This is a genomic window from Micromonospora sp. LOL_014 (genome assembly GCF_048060245.1).
Taxonomy (GTDB): domain Bacteria; phylum Actinomycetota; class Actinomycetes; order Mycobacteriales; family Micromonosporaceae; genus Micromonospora_E.
Genome location: NZ_JBHMIP010000002.1, coordinates 173,814 through 189,430 on the forward strand (window position 1 = coordinate 173,814; position 15,617 = coordinate 189,430).

The following is a 15,617-nucleotide window of genomic DNA, read 5'->3' on the forward strand; positions in this document are numbered from 1 at the left end:
TGCTACTCCTCTCCTTCCGCCGGCCGGTGGTACCCGGCCGGTGCCCGTTCACCGGCCTGCCGCTCGGCCTCGATCTGGGCGTGCGCCGTCTGGCGCAGCGCCGCCTGCTCCGCGGCGAGTGCGGCATCCGCGTCGACGATGTGCCGTACCGCCTCGGCGACGTCGTCGGTCAGGCAGAGCAGGTCGAGGTCGGCATCGCCGATCCGACCCTGCGCCTGCATCGTGTCACGCAGCCAGTCGACCAGTCCGGACCAGTACCCGGTGCCCATCAGCACCACTGGGAACCTGGTCACCTTGCCGGTCTGCACCAGGGTGAGCGCCTCGAACAACTCGTCCATGGTGCCGAACCCGCCGGGCAGCACCACGAACGCCTGGGCGTACTTGACGAACATGGTCTTGCGGGCGAAGAAGTAGCGGAAGTTGATGCCTACCTCCACCCATTCGTTGATGCCCTGCTCGAACGGCAATTCGATGCCGAGCCCCACCGACACGCCGCCGGCTTCGGTGGCACCCCGGTTGGCCGCCTCCATCACACCGGGACCGCCGCCGGTGATCACGGCGTAGCCGGCACCGGCGAGCGCACGGCCCAGTTCTTCGGCGAGCCGGCATTCCGGGCTGTCCGGCGCGCTGCGGGCTGACCCGAAAACACTGACCGCCGGCGGCAGATCAGCGAGAGTGTCGAACCCTTCGACGAACTCCGACAGGATTCGCAGCGCCCGCCAGGAATCCTTGGTCTTCCATTCACCACGGGCCCGTGAATCGAGCAGACCCTGATCGGCGGTGCTGCGGCGGACCGCTTCCCGGCGCAGGGTCACCGCGCCCCGGTGCCGCTCCGACCCCGGTTCGTCGGATGTCGGGCCGACCCCGTCCGGTCCCGGTCGGGATTGGTCGTCTGGCAGGCAATAGTTGTTCGACTGGTCCATCTGGACAACCGTAGTGGGCGGCGTGCCGTGCTTGACGGGCCGCCCGCGCGTGTCCAGTGCGGACGCCGAACGGCCCCGCTGCGACACTCACCTGGACCATGACGAAAAAGGTGATGTCAATCTTGCGTCAAGCGCAACCAAATCGGCTGCGGCTACGTCTTCTCTAACAGATACTGGGTACGCCGGACGGTGGGGAGGACGCCGTCACGGCACCTTCGGGGGGAGGAGTAGTCATGATGACACGTAGCGAACTCATCCGGGTCCGGCGGCAGATGCACCGCCGGATCCGTGTCGTGGTGGCCGAGCGCCGGGTTGCCGGCGGGCGAGCGCTTCCGGCTGAGCCGGGGGACGACGCCGTCGAGCAGGAGCCGGCACTGCTGCGGTGATCCCGGTTCACTCCGGCGTCAGCCAACGCCGGAGTGTCTCGGCACCTTGCTGAATCTTCTCGATCTCCACGTGCTCGTCACGGGCGTGCGCCAGGTTGGGGTCGCCGGGGCCGAAGTTGAGCGCCGGGATGCCCAGCGCGGCGAACCGGGCGACGTCGGTCCAGCCCAGCTTCGCGACCGGCGGCGCGCCGACCGCCGCGAGGAACTCCCGCGCCGGTGCCGACGTCAGTCCGGGCAGCGCCCCGCCGGCGCAGTCGACCACCTCGACGTCGAACTCGGCGAAGACCTCGCGGACGTGCTGCTCCGCCTGCTGCCCGTCGCGGTCCGGCGCGAACCGGAAGTTGACCTCGACGTCGCACCGGTCCGGGATCACATTGCCGGCCACCCCGCCGCCGATCCGGACCGCGTTCAGCCCTTCCCGGTACTCGCATTCGTCGATGGTGACGGTCCGCGCCGAATAGTCGCCCAGCCGGCGCAGCACCTCACCGGCGGCGTGGATGGCGTTCACCCCATGCCAGGACCGGGCCGAGTGGGCCCGGCGGCCGGTGGTGCCGACCACCGCCCGCAGGGTGCCCTGGCAACCGGCCTCGACGACGCCGTGGGTCGGCTCGTGCAGCACCGCGAAGTCGGCCGACAGCCACTGCGGGTGGGTCTCGGCCACCAGACGTAGCCCGTTGAACCGTGAGTCGATCTCCTCCGCCTCGTAGAACAGGTAGGTGACGTCGTACCTCGGCTCGGCGACGGTGGCCGCCAGATGCAACGCGTGCGCCACCCCGGACTTCATGTCCGAGGTGCCGCAGCCGTAGATCACGCCGTCGACCACCCGGGACGGGAAGTTGTCGGCCAGCGGCACGGTGTCCAGATGCCCGGCGAGCACCACCCGTCGGGAACGCCCCAGCTCGGTCCGGGCCATCACCGTGTTGCCGTACCGCCCGGTGGTGAGCCAGGGCACGACGGACAGCGCCTGCTCCACGCAGTCGGCGATCCGCTGCTCGTTGCGCGACACCGACTCGATGTCGACCAACGCGCGGGTCAGGGTCACCGGATCGGCCAGGACCTCGGGGGTCAGCGGGTTCACCATGGCTGGCACGGTACCGTCTCGGCAGGATCGACTCGTCCGCTGATCACCCGGATCGCCCGGACGTCGACCCGGTGGTGACTCGTACCCCGATCGGAAGGCGACAGTTCGGTGACGGTTTCGACGCAGCCCGCCTGGGGCATCGGCCTGGCCACCTGCACGGAGCAGGGGCAGGTGCTGGACACCTGGTATCCGATCGGCCAGCTGGGGCTCGGCGAGCGTCCGCCAGCCGCGGACGGCAGCACACCCGCCGGGCTGCCCGGCGCAGTGCTCGGCCCCCGGGCACTGCCCGGACTGCGTACCGAGATCGTGGTCGTCGAGATCGGTTCGTTGGCCGACCCGATCGCCGACGCCGCCGACGCGTACCTGCGCCTGCACCTGCTCTCCCACCGGCTGGTCCGGCCGAACGAGCTCAACCTGGACGGCATCTTCGGCCGGCTGGCCAACGTCGCCTGGACCTCCGCCGGTCCGTGCCCGCCGGACCGGGTCGACGAGTTGCGGCTGATCGAGCGGGCCGCCGGGCGGCACCTGGCGGTGTACGGGGTGGACAAGTTCCCCCGGATGACCGACTACGTGGTGCCGTCCGGGGTGCGGATCGCCGACGCCGACCGGGTACGGCTCGGCGCCCACCTGGCATCCGGGACGACCGTCATGCACGAAGGCTTCTGCAACTTCAACGCCGGCACGCTCGGCACCTCGATGGTCGAGGGGCGAATCGTCGCCGGCGTGGTGGTCGGCGACGGCTCCGACGTCGGGGCCGGCGCGTCGATCATGGGTACCCTCTCCGGTGGCGGCACCGAAAAGGTCCGCATCGGCGAGCGCAGCCTGCTCGGCGCGAACGCCGGCATCGGCATCTCGCTGGGCGACGACTGCGTGGTCGAGGCCGGCTGCTACATCACCGCCGGCTCCAAGGTGACCCTGCCGGACGGCCGGGTGGTCAAGGCCCGCGAACTGTCCGGCGTCGACGGGCTGCTGTTCTGGCGCAACTCGGTCACCGGGGCGCTGGAGGCCCGGCCGCGCACCGGCGCCGGCATCCAGCTCAACGAGGCGCTGCACGCCAACAGCTGACCGCGGACCGGTCGGTGCCCCACCCGCCGCTACGGGGCGGACAGGGCACCGACCGGCGCGGGTCAGCGCCGCGCGATCCGGTACGCCTGGATGATCGTCTGCCGTGCCGTGTTGCCGGCCCGGTCGGTGACCGACGCCCGCAGCGACACGAAACCGTCCCGGTCCGGATGGTGGACCATGGCGGTCCAGCCGGCCTTGGCGGACCGTACGTCGGCCGGCAGCCAGGTCCGCCCACCGTCGTAGGACACCTCGACGGTCGGCCGACGGATCCCGATCCCGACCACGCCCGGCTGGTGGGTGGCGGTGAACGGGATCTCCATCGCCCGCCCGGCGACGGCGGTGTTGCCGGCGTCCACCGACGGGGTGAACCGCACCGCCATCACCGGCAGGGCCGCCACCTGGTCACGGTTCACCGGACCGGACGGAAAGGTCCACGCCCCGCTGACCGACGTGGAAAAGTCCCCGACGTCGTGCGTCGCCGACACCTCAAGCCGGTAGTCGGCCTGGGCCCGGGGCACCGGGAACCGGCCGTAGCCCGGCTCCGGGCTATCCCCGATCAGCTTGCCGCTGCGGTACAGCGCGGTCCGCGCGGTCCGCGACACCACCCCGCCGGGGTGGCCCTGCGCGTCGCCGAACATCGGCACCTGAACGTCGACGACGTTGCCCCGCCGGCTGACCCAGGCACCGTCGCCCGAGACGGCCGGGAACACCGGCCCGTACGGCGCCAGGTTCCAGGTGTCCAGGGTGCGTTTGCCGGGCTGGTGGCGGCTCGGCGGCGAGACCAGCACGGCGGTGTACTCCGGCCAGAGCTGACCCTCCACCGCCCGGCCGAACTCCAGGGAACTCTCCCAGGTCGACGTGCTCGACACGCTGTAGTGCTCCACCCGCACGCTGGGTAGTTCGACCGGGGTCACCAGCGCCCATCCCCCGATGTCCCGCTCGCCGTGGCCGGGGAAGACCAGCCGGTCGGTGAGGTCGCCGTGGCTCACCCCACGGAACCGGTGCCGGACGGTGGCCAGGTCCCGGGGACGGTAGTGCCTGGTGAACCCGTTGGGCAGCCGGTCGGCGAAAAGCTCGCTCAACCCGTAGAAGTACGGGCTGGCCGTGAACCCGTCCGCGCCGTCCGGTCGCAGCCACTGGCTGGCGATGCTGGCGGTGAACTCGCCCGCGCCCGACGGCCCGCCCTCGTGGGCGGCGGCGAGCCCGTCGAAGGTGTCAGCCAGCACTCCGATCCCAGCACCCGCGTCCGGGGTGCGGTACTGGAAGCTGATGTCGACCAGCGCCGGACGCGCGGTCGACTCGGGCACGGTCATCCGGACCGGGCGGGCGGTACGCGCGTCGAACAGTACGGTGCGGTCACCGTCCAGCCGCAGGTTCGACCGGACCAGGACGGCGAGCTCGTACTCCTGTTCGCCGGTCTGGCGTTGGATCACGCTGGACAGTCCGTACCGGCCGGCGGGCAGCCGGGCGGTGACCCGGCCGGAGCCGTCCGAGGTCCACGGCATCGCGTCCGCGGGCTGGTCCAGGCCGACCGCGACGGTCCAGTAGTCGTCGGTCGCCACGCCGGCCTGGTCGACGTGGACAAAGGTCAAATCGTAGCTTTCCACCTCTCGGTGGACGCCGAACGGGGTGACGACGCGCTGGCCGGCGCCGGTGGCGACCAGATGGCCGGAGTAGTAGCCGTTCGGGCCACCGACGCTGGTGTCCGCGGTCAGGGTGGCAGCGGCGGTGCCGCCGGCCGGTACGGTCACCGTGTCGGCACCGGCCCGGAACATCTCCGCCGGCGCGCTGCGGCCGGTCGGGCCGACGGCTTCGACGGAGAGGGTCAGGGTCTGCGGCTCGCTGCCGGTGTTGCGGTAGGTGACCTTCTCGACGATCGCCGGGTCGTCGTGGTGCGGCCAGTCGGCGCGGCCGAACGATACGCTGGCCGGTCGGCTGATCAGCTCCTGGGTGACGGCGCGGGCGACGTCCACCCGGCCGGCACCCTGCGGGTACGCTCCGGTGCCGGACCGTGGCGCGGCCGACGCCATCAGGCCGGCCTTCAACCGCACGGCGGTCCAGTTCGGCCGCCGCTGGGCGAGCAGCGCGGCGGCTCCGGCCACGTGCGGCGCGGCCATCGAGGTGCCGGAGGCGGCGACGTAGTGCTCGTCGACCGGATCGGCGAGGGTGGTGCCGGCGGCGCGGGCCGCGACGATCCCGACGCCCGGGGCGGTGAGATCCGGCTTGACCGCGTCGTCACCGGTGCGCGGGCCACGGCTGGAGAAGTCGGCGAGCGTGTCGTCGCGGTCCACCGCGCCCACGGTCAGCGCCGCGTCGGCGCTGCCCGGCGAGCCGACGGTGCGGTCCGCGCCGGAGTTGCCGGCTGAGATCACGAAGAGCGCGCCGGTCTGCGCGGTGAGCGTGTCGACCGCCTTTTCCAGCGGATCGGTCTGCGCAGTGTCCGGGCCACCGAGACTGAGGTTGACGACGGTGGCCCGCTGGTCGGTCGCGGCCCACTGCATCCCGGCCAGAATCGCCGACTCGGTGCACCAGGACGACTCGCACACCTTGCCGGAGATCAGGGTGGCGTCGGGGCCACACCACGGTTCGCCCCGCCCGAGGCGGCACCGCTGCCGGCGATGATCGAGGCGACGTGGGTGCCGTGGCCGACCCGGTCGGCCGGGTCCGGATCGTCGGTGAAGTTTTCCGACCGGGCCACCTTGCCGGTCAGGTCGGGGTGGTCTGCGTCGACTCCGCTGTCCAGCACCGCGACGGTCACCCCGGCACCGGTGAATCCGGCGTCGTGAGCGGCCGGCGCACCGATCTGCCCGACGCTGCGGTCGAGCAGCAGTCGCCGTCGGCCGTCCAGCCAGACCCGGGCCAGGCCGGAGGCGGTGGCCAGGGTTCCGGCGCGGCCGGTGGCCTCGCCGGGCGGTACCGGGGCGGTGCCGGTGACCGCCGCCCAGAAGTCGGTCGCCGCGTGCTTGTCGGCGGTCAGCGCGGCGCCGCCGATCGCCGGCAGGTCCCGGGTGATCCGCGCGCCGGCAAGGCCACCGGCGTCCCGGCGGGCGGCGTCGGCCGGGGCGGCGTACTCGACGAGCAGCGGCAGCCGAGCGGTGGCGGCGTCGTGGTAGCCGTACGAGATCAGGTCGGTGACGTTGAACAGTCGCCGGTCCAGCACGCCGGCGCGGATCAGCGGCTGCGCGTCGGCTGGTACGACGTACCGGCCGTCGGAGCTCTGGTAGGTGTGGAACCGCAGGTGGTTGCGGCCTGGGGCGGGTTGGACAGCGGTGCCGGCGCTGGTGACGACGACCCGGTCCCCGGTGACCAGGGTGACCGCGGTCGCGGGGTCGGTACGGACCCGGCTGACCGGGTCGTCGAGGGTCGGTGCCGGGCGGGCGGCGGCCGGTCCCGGCCGTCCGACACCGACCAGCGTCGCGGCCAGTACGGCGACGAGAGCGGCGGCTTGGACTCTCCTGGATGGATTGGACATCGTGAACCTCCCCGGTAGACGCCGCAGCGGCGTCAGGGTCGTGATTCCGAAGCCCCAGGATTGCATACCTGGTATGCACCGACCCGGCCCGAAACTCGGGGCAATATGGACATGATTTGCACTCTGAGTCGCCAAGCTACTACTTGTAGATGATCTATGGGTGGGTCAACCCGACCGGCCGGCCACCGGCCAGCCAGGCCGCCGCGTCCGCCTCGGCGAGCGGCCGGGAAAACAGATAACCCTGCCCGAAGCCGCAGCCCAGATTACCGAGCAGGTTCCGGTCGACAACCGTCTCAATGCCCTCTGCCACCACCTGCAGACCGAGCGAGTGCGCCAACCGGATGATCCCGTCCACCAACGACCGCTGCCGTTGCGAGAAGGCCATCTCCGCGGTGAACGAACGGTCGATCTTGAGCACGTCGATAGGCAGCTGACGCAGGTAGCTGAGCGAAGAGAACCCCGTACCGAAATCGTCGATGGCCAGCCGGACACCGAGCTCGCGCAGCTGCGCCAGGTCCGCCCAGACCTGGTCGTCGTTCTGCAGCAGCAGACTCTCGGTCAGCTCCAGCATCACCGAGTCCGCCGGCAACCCGGCGGCGATCAACTCGCGACGGACCTTGCCGGTGAAGCCGGCCACCCGGAACTGCCGGGCGGAGACGTTGATGCTGACATACGGAGCCTCGCCCACCGGCAGAGCGGCCCGCCACTGGGTGACAGCGGCGAGCGCCCGGCCCAGCACCCAGTCGCCGATCGGCTCGATCAGCCCGGTCTCCTCGGCCACGTCGATGAACTGGTCCGGCCGCAGCAGCCCCAGGCTCGGGTGCCGCCACCGCAGCAACGCCTCCAGCCCGACGGCGTTGCCGCTGGACAGCTCGACGACCGGCTGGTACACGACGGCGAAGTCGGACTCCGGCGCCGACCGTTCCAACGCGGTACGCAGCTCCATCCGCCGGATCAAACTCACGTGCAACGCCGGCTGGTACCGCCGCCAGCGTCCCTTGCCCGCACCCTTGGCGACGTAGAGGGCGAGATCCGCGTGCCGCAGCAGCTCGTCGGTGCCCTCGGCGTCCGAGGTGGTGGCGACCCCGACGCTGACCGCGCCACCGACCATCCGGCCGGCGAGCCGGAACGGCTCGGTGAAGGCCGCCACCACCCGCTGCGCCGTCTGCTCCACCTCGGCCGGGTCGGTTGCGTCGTCGACCAGCGCGGCGAACTCGTCACCGCCGAGCCGGGCGGCCGCGTCGGCCGATCCCAGCGTGGCCGCCAACCGGTTCGCCACCGCGACCAGCAACTCGTCGCCGGCCTGATGGCCCATCGTGTCGTTGACCACCTTGAAATCGTCAAGATCGATGAACAGTACGCCGACCGCGTACCCGCCGCGCTGGGCGCGGGCCACTGCCTGCTGCACCCGGTCGTGGAACAGCACCCGGTTCGCCAGACCGGTCAACGAGTCGTGGAACGCCCGGTGAGTCAACTCCTGCTCCAGCCGACGCCGCTCGGTGACGTCCCGCAGGGTGAGCACCAGACCGCGAACCGCCCGGTCCGACCGCAGGTCACGGCAGCTCACCTCGACCTGCACGGTGCTACCGTCGGCGTGCCGCAGCCGCCAGTCCGGCCAGTCGTGCGGCTCACCGGAGGAGCGGACCAGGGCCAGCCCTTCGAGCACCCGGCCGTGGTCGGGCGGATCGACCAGGTCGGTCAGCGGGCCGCCGCCCGGTGCCGGCCGACCGAGCACCGTCTGCACCGCCGGGCTGGCGTACCGGACCGCGTCGCCGTCATCGACGATCAGAATGATGTCCACGCTGTTCTGCACCAGGGCCCGGAAGTACACCTCCGCGTCCCGCCGGTTGATCTCGTCACCCAGCCGGATCCGTTCCAACGCCATGTTGGCGTGACTGGCCAGCACCTCGATGGCGTCGCGCAACGCGTTGAGGACGCCGGTCTCGGCCGAGACCAGCAGAACCCCGGCTCGCGGACCGGTCACGTCGGGCCGCGGCTGCGCCGGCACCGGACCGGGTAGCCGCTGCTCCGGCAGCACCAACGGGCAGAGCAACGCGAACGGAAACGACCCGAGCTGGTGGGCCAGCATCGGGGTCAGGGTCGGCCGACGCAGCAGCCGGGTGCGTCGCACCGCAGCGGTCGACGGCAGCAACGTGCCGGTCGCCGTCGCCGGCACCGACGGCCCCCAGACGCTGCTGGCCAGCGCCGGTACCCCGCCGGTGCGGTTGAGCACCAGCACCAGGCGGTGGTCTACGCCCTCCGGCACGATCCGGGCGATCCCGGACCGCACCGCGCGATCCACCTGCGCCGCGTCGGCCGCCGAGACCAGGGCGGCGCACGCGTCCCGCAGCCCCTGCTCCCGGCGGACCGTCTGACGGTGTGCCGCGAGCACGTCACCGAACCGGCTGAGCACCAACGCGAAGACCACCGCCGAGGTGATGGCCAGCATCGCCCCGTCGCGGATCCGCCCGGTCATCGCCTCGATCAGCAGAATCGACGGCGAGATCATGGTTGCCAGGACCAGCAGCACCGCCCACGGCCGGCTGATCTTGCCCGGCTCGATCTCCGCCGGCTCGGAGAGCTGCGCCATCGACGGATGCAGCCCGGCCGCTCCCCAGGTCAGATACGTCAGCAGCCAGCCGAGTTCGATCGGCCCGCCGGGCTGCCACGGCTCACCGAGCGTCGTCAGTCCGTACAGGATGTCGCCGGTGAGCATGCCGGCACCCCCGACGAGCAGCAAAACCAGGGCCGGGGTCCGTGGATTCGTCGCCAGCAGGCGAATCATCACGGCCAGAATCAACAGATCACCGAGGGCGTACGCGGCGAGGATCGATCGTTCGAACGGCTCCATCCCGGGAGCGGTGATGTACGGACCGATGATGAAGATCCAGGCCAGAAGCGCGGCGGTGCACAGAAATGTGAGGACGTCGAGCAGCCGCGACCGGTCGCCAAGCATCTGGTTGCCCCGGGTCAGCATGAACAGGCCGACGGCGGTGAGGGCGAATACCGTCAGATAGCACAGCTCGGTGACGATTGAGCCGGGAAGAATCGCGTAGGTCGTGTCGCCGGCGGCGAGCATCACCACTGCGGCGGCGAGACTCCACCACGCCGCGGCCCGTTTCGGCCGGTAGCGCCGGATACCGAAGAAGATTCCACCGGCGCTCATCACCCCGAGCGCCGGCCACAGCACCGGATGCCAGCCGGGGGCGAGAAGGATCCCGGCGGACAGCAGGATCATCACCGTGGCATATCCACTGGTGAGCTTCCGGACCGACACGGGCCTCCCCTCAGGCCGGACGTCAACACGTGGCAACGCCTACAACTGACCCATTGACGCCCGGGCGATCCATTCACCGCCGGGCAACACATCCACCGCTCGGTTTACCAGTCCGACAACGCGTTGGCCATACTTCTGCCGGGCAATGGTCGGCAACGATGAGACGTCGATCCGGATCGGGAAGTTCGCCGGTCACGTTGGACGCAGTACCGCCGGAGCAGAGATGGTGAATCGGGCCTCCACGACTGCCTGCACCGTCTGCACCTGCGGGTCGAGGTCGAGCTGCGGCGCGGCATCCGCCATCTCGGTCGCGGCGAACGCCCGGGGGGCGCCGCGCAACACCACCGGCTGCGGCGCGGACATCCCGTGGTCGGCCAATTCCACCAGGCCGGTCACCTCCGCCCCGAGCGCGTCGGCGTAGTCGCGTGCCCGGGTGATCGCTTCGGCGATCGCCGCCCGACGGGCCTGGCCCAGCTCAGGACTGGTCGGCCGCAGCGACCACCACGGACCACTGACCTGGACCTGGTCCTGGCCGGCCAGCCGCATCATCAGCTCACCGAGCACAGTGAAGTCAACAACCGTGACGGTGGTGGTGACGCTGGCATGGTAGGCGACAACCCGTTCCCCGGAGCGTCGCCACTCAGGCCGCACCAGCAGCGCACCGGACTCCCGGCGCTCGATCGCCGGCCCGTACCCGTCGATCAAGGTACGGACCGCGTCGCCCCGCTCGGCGAGCCGGGCGAGGGTGCCGGAGCGGTCCTTGCCCCGGGCGACGGCGGTCACCCCGAACCGGGCCAACTCGGGTGGGACCTCCCGGGTCACCTCACCGCGCACCGACACCATCGGAGCATCCATCCGGCCAGCCTAGTCGAGCCGGGCGACCGCCGTCGCCACCCGCTCGTCGGTGGCGGTCAATGCGACCCGCACATGGCGCTGCCCGGCCGGGCCGTAGAAGGCACCCGGCGCGACCAGGATGCCGCGGGCGGCGAACCAGTCGGCGGTCGACCAGCTGTCCTCGTCCCGGCTGGCCCACAGGTAAAGACCGGCGGTCGAGTGGGAGATGGTGAAGCCGGCCGCGGTGAGCGCCCCTCGGAGCCGGTCCCGGCGGGCAGCGTACCGCCGACGCTGGTCGGCCACGTGCCGCTCGTCGGTGAGCGCGGCGACCATCGCCGCCTGCACCGGAGCCGGCACGATCATGCCAGCGTGCTTGCGCACCGCGAGCAGGTCGTCAACGAGCCGCGGCTCACCGGCGACAAACCCGGCCCGGTAGCCGGCCAGGTTGCTCCGCTTGGACAACGAGTGCACGGCGAGCAGACCGGTCGGATCACCGCCGCAGACGTCGCCGCTGAGCACCGAGACCGGCTGCGCCTCGAAGCCGAGGGTCTGGTAGCACTCGTCGCTGGCCACCACCGCCCCGCGCTCGCGCGCCCAGTCGACAACCTTGCGCAGATGCCCGCTCGGCAGCACCTGGCCGGTCGGGTTGCCCGGCGAGTTGACCCAGACCAGCCGGACCCGGCTGGACGGCCCGAGCGCGGTCAGCGAATCGGTCCGTACCACCTCGGCCCCGGCGAGCCGGGCGCCCACCTCGTAGGTCGGGTAGCAGACGGACGGCACCACCACCACGTCGCCGGGACCGACCCCGAGCAGGGTGGGTAGCCAGGCGACCAGTTCTTTGGAACCGACCGTCGGGAGCACACCGATCCGGTCGCCGACGGCACCGCACTCGCGTACGCACCAGTCCCGGATGGCCTCGCGCAGTCGCGGGCTGCCGGCCGTCATCGGATAACCCGGGGTGTCCGTGGTGGCAGCCAGCGCCTGCTGGACCACGGCCGGCACCGGGTCGACCGGCGTACCGACCGAGAGGTCCACGATGCCGTCGGGGTGCCGGGCGGCACGCTCCTTGACCGGGGCCAGCCGATCCCACGGAAAGTCCGGCAGGCCGGCGGCCGGTGACCCGCCGCCGGTCGGCGCGGACCGCCCGGCGGCCAAGCCCTCCCGTGCCCCGGTCAGTGCGCGTCCCCGCGCGCCGGCTGGGCCGCGACGAACGGCGTATCCTTCTCGATCTTGCCGACCTTGGAAGCACCGCCCGGCGAGCCGAGATCCTCGAAGAACTCGTAGTTCGCGGTGGTGTACTCCTTCCACTGCTCCGGCACGTCGTCCTCGTAGAAGATCGCCTCCACCGGGCAGACCGGCTCGCATGCACCGCAGTCGACACACTCATCGGGGTGGATGTACAGCATCCGATTGCCCTCGTAGATGCAGTCGACCGGGCATTCCTCGATGCACGCCTTGTCGAGCACATCGACGCACGGCTCGGCGATGATGTAGGTCACTGGCCTTCCTTCCCGCACGACATGCCGCGATCGCCCGCGGCACTGACGAGCCTAGTATCTCGCCGGGGAGGGGGTCGATCGTGCTCCGGCCACAAGATGTGGGACACCGCGTGGTAGTCCGAAAAATTATAGGTGTTGGCGGAGATCGTCCGCTCTATACCGACCTACTCGGCCTGCTGGCCGAGCTGACCGAGACCGAACTCACGGTGCTGACCCGCAACGGGCCACGCCGGGTCGCACTCGCCGACGTGCACCGCAGCAAGCTGGTGCCGCCGACCGCCAGTCCGGCGGCCCGTCGCGCGGCGGACCGCGAATCCGCCGCCGTCACCGAGCTGGAACGGGCCGCGAACCAGACCTGGGCGGCGCCGGTACAGCAGCGGCTCGGCGACTGGCTGCTGCGCGCCGCCGACGGCTGGACCGGCCGGGCGAACTCGGCGCTGCCACTCGGCGACCCCGGCTGCCCACTGCCGGACGCGGTGGACGCGGTCACCGCCTGGTACGCCGAGCGTGGCCTGCCGGCACAGGTCAACGTGCCGCTGCCAGCTGCCGCCGAGGTCGCTGGCGAACTTGCCCGCCGAGGTTGGCGCAGCGGACCGTTGGTGCTGGTGCAGACCGTGCCGCTGGCCGACCTGCTGGCCCGTACCGCCGGGCTGGGCGAGGACGCGGCAGGCGGTTCACCCGGCGGCGGGCCGCCGGTACGGCTGGACCACGCGCCGTCGCAGGAGTGGCTCGCCCTGGTAGCGGCCCGCAAATCGGCCGGCGACCCGCTGCCGGCCGCCGCCCGCCGGCTGCTCACCGACGCACCGCAGGTGCGCTTCGCCCATCTGTACGCCGACGGCCGGCTCGTCGCCATCGCCCGGGGCGCTGTCGACGCCGACCACCGGTGGTGTCAGATCGCGCTGCTGGAGGTGCAGCCGGCGGCCCGGCGGCGGGGGCACGCCACCCGGATGCTGCGGGCCGTCGGCCGGTGGGCCGCCGACGAACTGGCCACGCCGACCGCGTTCCTCCAGGTCGAACAGCACAACCCGGCGACCGCCCTGTACGCCCGGCTCGGCTTCACCACCCACCACGTCTATCTGCCGTGGCAGCCGGCGGTCAGCGACGAACCACGCGACGGGGCTTGTTGAGCTTGGTCTCGGCGTACCGTTCCAGCGACTTGGACCGGTGGTCCCAGCCGAGTGTGATCAGCACCAGATAGCCGAGCAGCACCCCGCCGGTGGAGAAGCCGGCGTACAGCCATACCTGGGAGAAGAACGCGCCCGCCCCGGCCGAGAACGGATGGTCGCCGCTGACGAACGGCCCGACGAAAATGGTCAGCACCAACGCCGCCAGGATCGCCGCCGCGGCGTCACCGCTCCACCGCTCGACCGGGCGGTCCCGCCCCCAGACGAAGGCCACCGAGCCGAGCACGACACCGATCACCACGAACATCGCGAACGAGAGCCGGTCCTGCGTCTGCGGATCGGTGTCGATCCCGAAGCGGACCACCAGCCGGGCCACCACATTGACCGCGAACAGCACCCCGGCGAGTACGCCGACCGGCAGCCAGCGCTGCCTCATCTCCACCTCCCGCACCCAGACCCGCACCGCGTCCACGGCACGCCGGACCGCGCGGGTGTGTTCTCCGGACCCCTATATTCGTACCGAGGATTGTAGGAGCCGACACCCGGTCGCGTCAGCCTCCGTCGCTGCGGCGGGCCGGCTGGGCCAGGATCATCCGGAACGCGAGGACGGCGAAGGCGATCGCCCCGGTGAAGATCACCGCGAAGCCCACCCAGTTGTCGCCGGCCAGCAGAATGTCCCCCTCGGTGGTGCCGCCAGCGGCCAGCACCATCACCGCGAACCAGGCCGCCGCCGGCAACGTCATCGCCCACCGGGCACCCACCGCGCGGATCGCGAACCAGCTCACCAGCACGTTGCCGGCGATCGCCAGCAGCACCGACACTCCGACCAGGTGCCCGCCGACCCGTACCGTGGCCAGCAGCAGCTCCAGGACCGCGGACAGCACCGCCGCGACCGCCGCGACCACCCCGCCGACCGTCCGCAGCCCCAGGTCCACCAGCTCACGCAGGCGGGTAGGGGCCGGAGCCGTCGCCACCGGCGGCGACGGCTCCACCGCCGACACCTGGCCGGAGACACCGGGCGAGGTCACGGCAGCGGCACCTCGCCAGCCGGCAGCCCAGCGAACAGGTCGGTCTCCCAGCCGTACGGGCCGTCGCCCGGACCCTGCCGGCCGGCACCGAGGACGAAGTACTCGTAGCCCATGAACTCGCCGCCGACATTGCCGGCCAGCGCGTAGAGCCACGAATCGGCCGGGATCTGGCTGGCATGCGCCCGCATGGCGGCCTGCTTCGCCTGGTAGTGGGCGGTGCCGTCGATCCGCGCCGCGATCTGCGGATCGGGGGTGCCGAACGGCAGGTCGTCGACGTGTTCGACGCCGGCGAACGGGTTGTTCGACGCGCCCCGGAACGCGTCGATGCCGGCGGCGAGCACGCTCTTCGGCATCGCGGTGAAGTAGATCTTGTCGGGGGCGACCCCCTCGGCGGCGGCCAGTTCGGCGGCGCGCATCGTCACCCGGTGGGCCTGGATGTGGTCGGGGTGACCGTAGAAGCCGTTGTCGTCGTAGGTGACCACCACCTGCGGCCGGGTCTCCCGCAGCACCTCGAGCAGCAACCCGGCGGCCTCGTCCAGGTCGGCCTGCCAGAACGCCCGTGGGTGGTCGTTGGTGGGCAGGCCCATCATCCCGGAATCCCGGTACCGGCCCGCACCGCCGAGGAACCGGTGATCGCTCACTCCGAGCGCCGCACAGGCGGCGTCGAGCTCGGCGATCCGGTACCCGCCAAGCTGGTCGGCCTGATCAGGGGCCAGCCCGGCGAGGCGCGGCAGGTGGATCTCGCCTTCCTCGCCGAGAGTGCAGGTGACCAGGGTGACCTGCACTCCGGCGGCGGCGTACCGGGCCATCAGGGCACCGGTGCCGATCGTCTCGTCGTCCGGATGGGCATGAACCAGGAGAAGCCGTCGCGCGGCGGCAGGGTCGGTCACTCCGGCAACTTTACGCCGGATGGGCACCGGAGTGGATT

The 15,617-nt window shown here is 71.6% G+C and carries 12 protein-coding genes and 1 pseudogene; 3 read left to right on the top strand and 10 right to left on the bottom strand.

The window, feature by feature from the left end; all coding sequences use genetic code 11:
- Window positions 1–2 precede the first annotated feature (2 nt).
- Window positions 3–923, bottom strand: coding sequence for a TIGR00730 family Rossman fold protein (locus ACFHW1_RS02540; RefSeq protein ID WP_416567637.1), 921 nt, complete (start codon window positions 921–923; stop codon window positions 3–5).
- Between the two features lie 233 nt (window positions 924–1,156).
- On the opposite strand from ACFHW1_RS02540, the gene ACFHW1_RS02545 reads away from it, so the two are divergent.
- Window positions 1,157–1,309, top strand: coding sequence for a hypothetical protein (locus ACFHW1_RS02545; RefSeq protein WP_416552220.1), 153 nt, complete (start codon window positions 1,157–1,159; stop codon window positions 1,307–1,309).
- A 7-nt stretch (window positions 1,310–1,316) separates the two neighbouring features.
- Here the strand turns inward: ACFHW1_RS02545 and dapE are convergent, their stop codons facing one another.
- Entirely contained in the window at window positions 1,317–2,390 is a 1,074-nt protein-coding gene (dapE, locus tag ACFHW1_RS02550; protein ID WP_416552219.1) for a succinyl-diaminopimelate desuccinylase, read from the bottom strand.
- Between the two features lie 108 nt (window positions 2,391–2,498).
- On the opposite strand from dapE, the gene dapD reads away from it, so the two are divergent.
- A complete protein-coding gene (gene dapD / locus ACFHW1_RS02555; RefSeq protein ID WP_416552218.1) occupies window positions 2,499–3,455 on the top strand; it encodes a 2,3,4,5-tetrahydropyridine-2,6-dicarboxylate N-succinyltransferase in 957 nt (318 codons plus the stop codon).
- Between the two features lie 62 nt (window positions 3,456–3,517).
- On the opposite strand, the pseudogene ACFHW1_RS02560 reads toward dapD, so the two are convergent.
- The 5 genes and pseudogenes from ACFHW1_RS02560 to fdxA all read right to left on the bottom strand — a co-directional run bounded on the left by ACFHW1_RS02560 (window position 3,518) and on the right by fdxA (window position 12,537).
- Window positions 3,518–6,993: pseudogene (locus ACFHW1_RS02560) on the bottom strand (S8 family serine peptidase).
- An 88-nt stretch (window positions 6,994–7,081) separates the two neighbouring features.
- Window positions 7,082–10,204 carry a putative bifunctional diguanylate cyclase/phosphodiesterase gene (locus tag ACFHW1_RS02565; RefSeq protein WP_416552216.1) on the bottom strand — a complete coding sequence of 1,041 codons (3,123 nt, stop codon included), beginning with the start codon at window positions 10,202–10,204 and terminating at the stop codon, window positions 7,082–7,084.
- A gap of 192 nt (window positions 10,205–10,396) precedes the next feature.
- Window positions 10,397–11,059: an SIMPL domain-containing protein gene (locus ACFHW1_RS02570; protein WP_416552215.1), complete on the bottom strand. Its 663-nt coding sequence runs from the start codon at window positions 11,057–11,059 to the stop codon at window positions 10,397–10,399.
- A gap of 9 nt (window positions 11,060–11,068) precedes the next feature.
- Entirely contained in the window at window positions 11,069–12,193 is a 1,125-nt protein-coding gene (dapC, locus tag ACFHW1_RS02575) for a succinyldiaminopimelate transaminase (RefSeq protein ID WP_416552214.1), read from the bottom strand.
- Between the two features lie 17 nt (window positions 12,194–12,210).
- A complete protein-coding gene (gene fdxA / locus ACFHW1_RS02580; protein ID WP_233606480.1) occupies window positions 12,211–12,537 on the bottom strand; it encodes a ferredoxin in 327 nt (108 codons plus the stop codon).
- Between the two features lie 80 nt (window positions 12,538–12,617).
- Between fdxA and ACFHW1_RS02585 the strand changes: the two genes are divergently transcribed.
- Complete coding sequence (locus tag ACFHW1_RS02585; RefSeq protein ID WP_416552213.1) at window positions 12,618–13,664, top strand: GNAT family N-acetyltransferase; 1,047 nt, start codon at window positions 12,618–12,620, stop codon at window positions 13,662–13,664.
- Here the strand turns inward: ACFHW1_RS02585 and ACFHW1_RS02590 are convergent.
- The 3 genes from ACFHW1_RS02590 to mshB form a co-directional block, all read right to left on the bottom strand.
- Window positions 13,633–14,097, bottom strand: coding sequence for a hypothetical protein (locus ACFHW1_RS02590; protein ID WP_416552370.1), 465 nt, complete (start codon window positions 14,095–14,097; stop codon window positions 13,633–13,635). The two genes, ACFHW1_RS02585 and ACFHW1_RS02590, sit on opposite strands and share 32 nt — an antisense overlap.
- Before the next feature lie 115 nt (window positions 14,098–14,212).
- A complete protein-coding gene (locus tag ACFHW1_RS02595; RefSeq protein WP_416552212.1) occupies window positions 14,213–14,689 on the bottom strand; it encodes a hypothetical protein in 477 nt (158 codons plus the stop codon).
- Window positions 14,686–15,579, bottom strand: coding sequence for an N-acetyl-1-D-myo-inositol-2-amino-2-deoxy-alpha-D-glucopyranoside deacetylase (gene mshB / locus ACFHW1_RS02600; RefSeq protein WP_416552211.1), 894 nt, complete (start codon window positions 15,577–15,579; stop codon window positions 14,686–14,688). Before mshB ends, ACFHW1_RS02595 begins: the two co-directional genes overlap by 4 nt.
- Between the last annotated feature and the right edge of the window lie 38 nt (window positions 15,580–15,617).

Excerpts from the sequence above, each read along its gene's own strand:
- ACFHW1_RS02540 (WP_416567637.1), bottom strand. The coding sequence starts at position 923 with ATGGACCAGTCGAACAACTATTGCCTGCCAGACGACCAATCCCGACCG.
- ACFHW1_RS02545 (WP_416552220.1), top strand. The coding sequence starts at position 1,157 with ATGATGACACGTAGCGAACTCATCCGGGTCCGGCGGCAGATGCACCGC.
- dapE (WP_416552219.1), bottom strand. The coding sequence starts at position 2,390 with ATGGTGAACCCGCTGACCCCCGAGGTCCTGGCCGATCCGGTGACCCTG.
- ACFHW1_RS02570 (WP_416552215.1), bottom strand. The coding sequence starts at position 11,059 with ATGGATGCTCCGATGGTGTCGGTGCGCGGTGAGGTGACCCGGGAGGTC.
- ACFHW1_RS02590 (WP_416552370.1), bottom strand. The coding sequence starts at position 14,097 with ATGAGGCAGCGCTGGCTGCCGGTCGGCGTACTCGCCGGGGTGCTGTTC.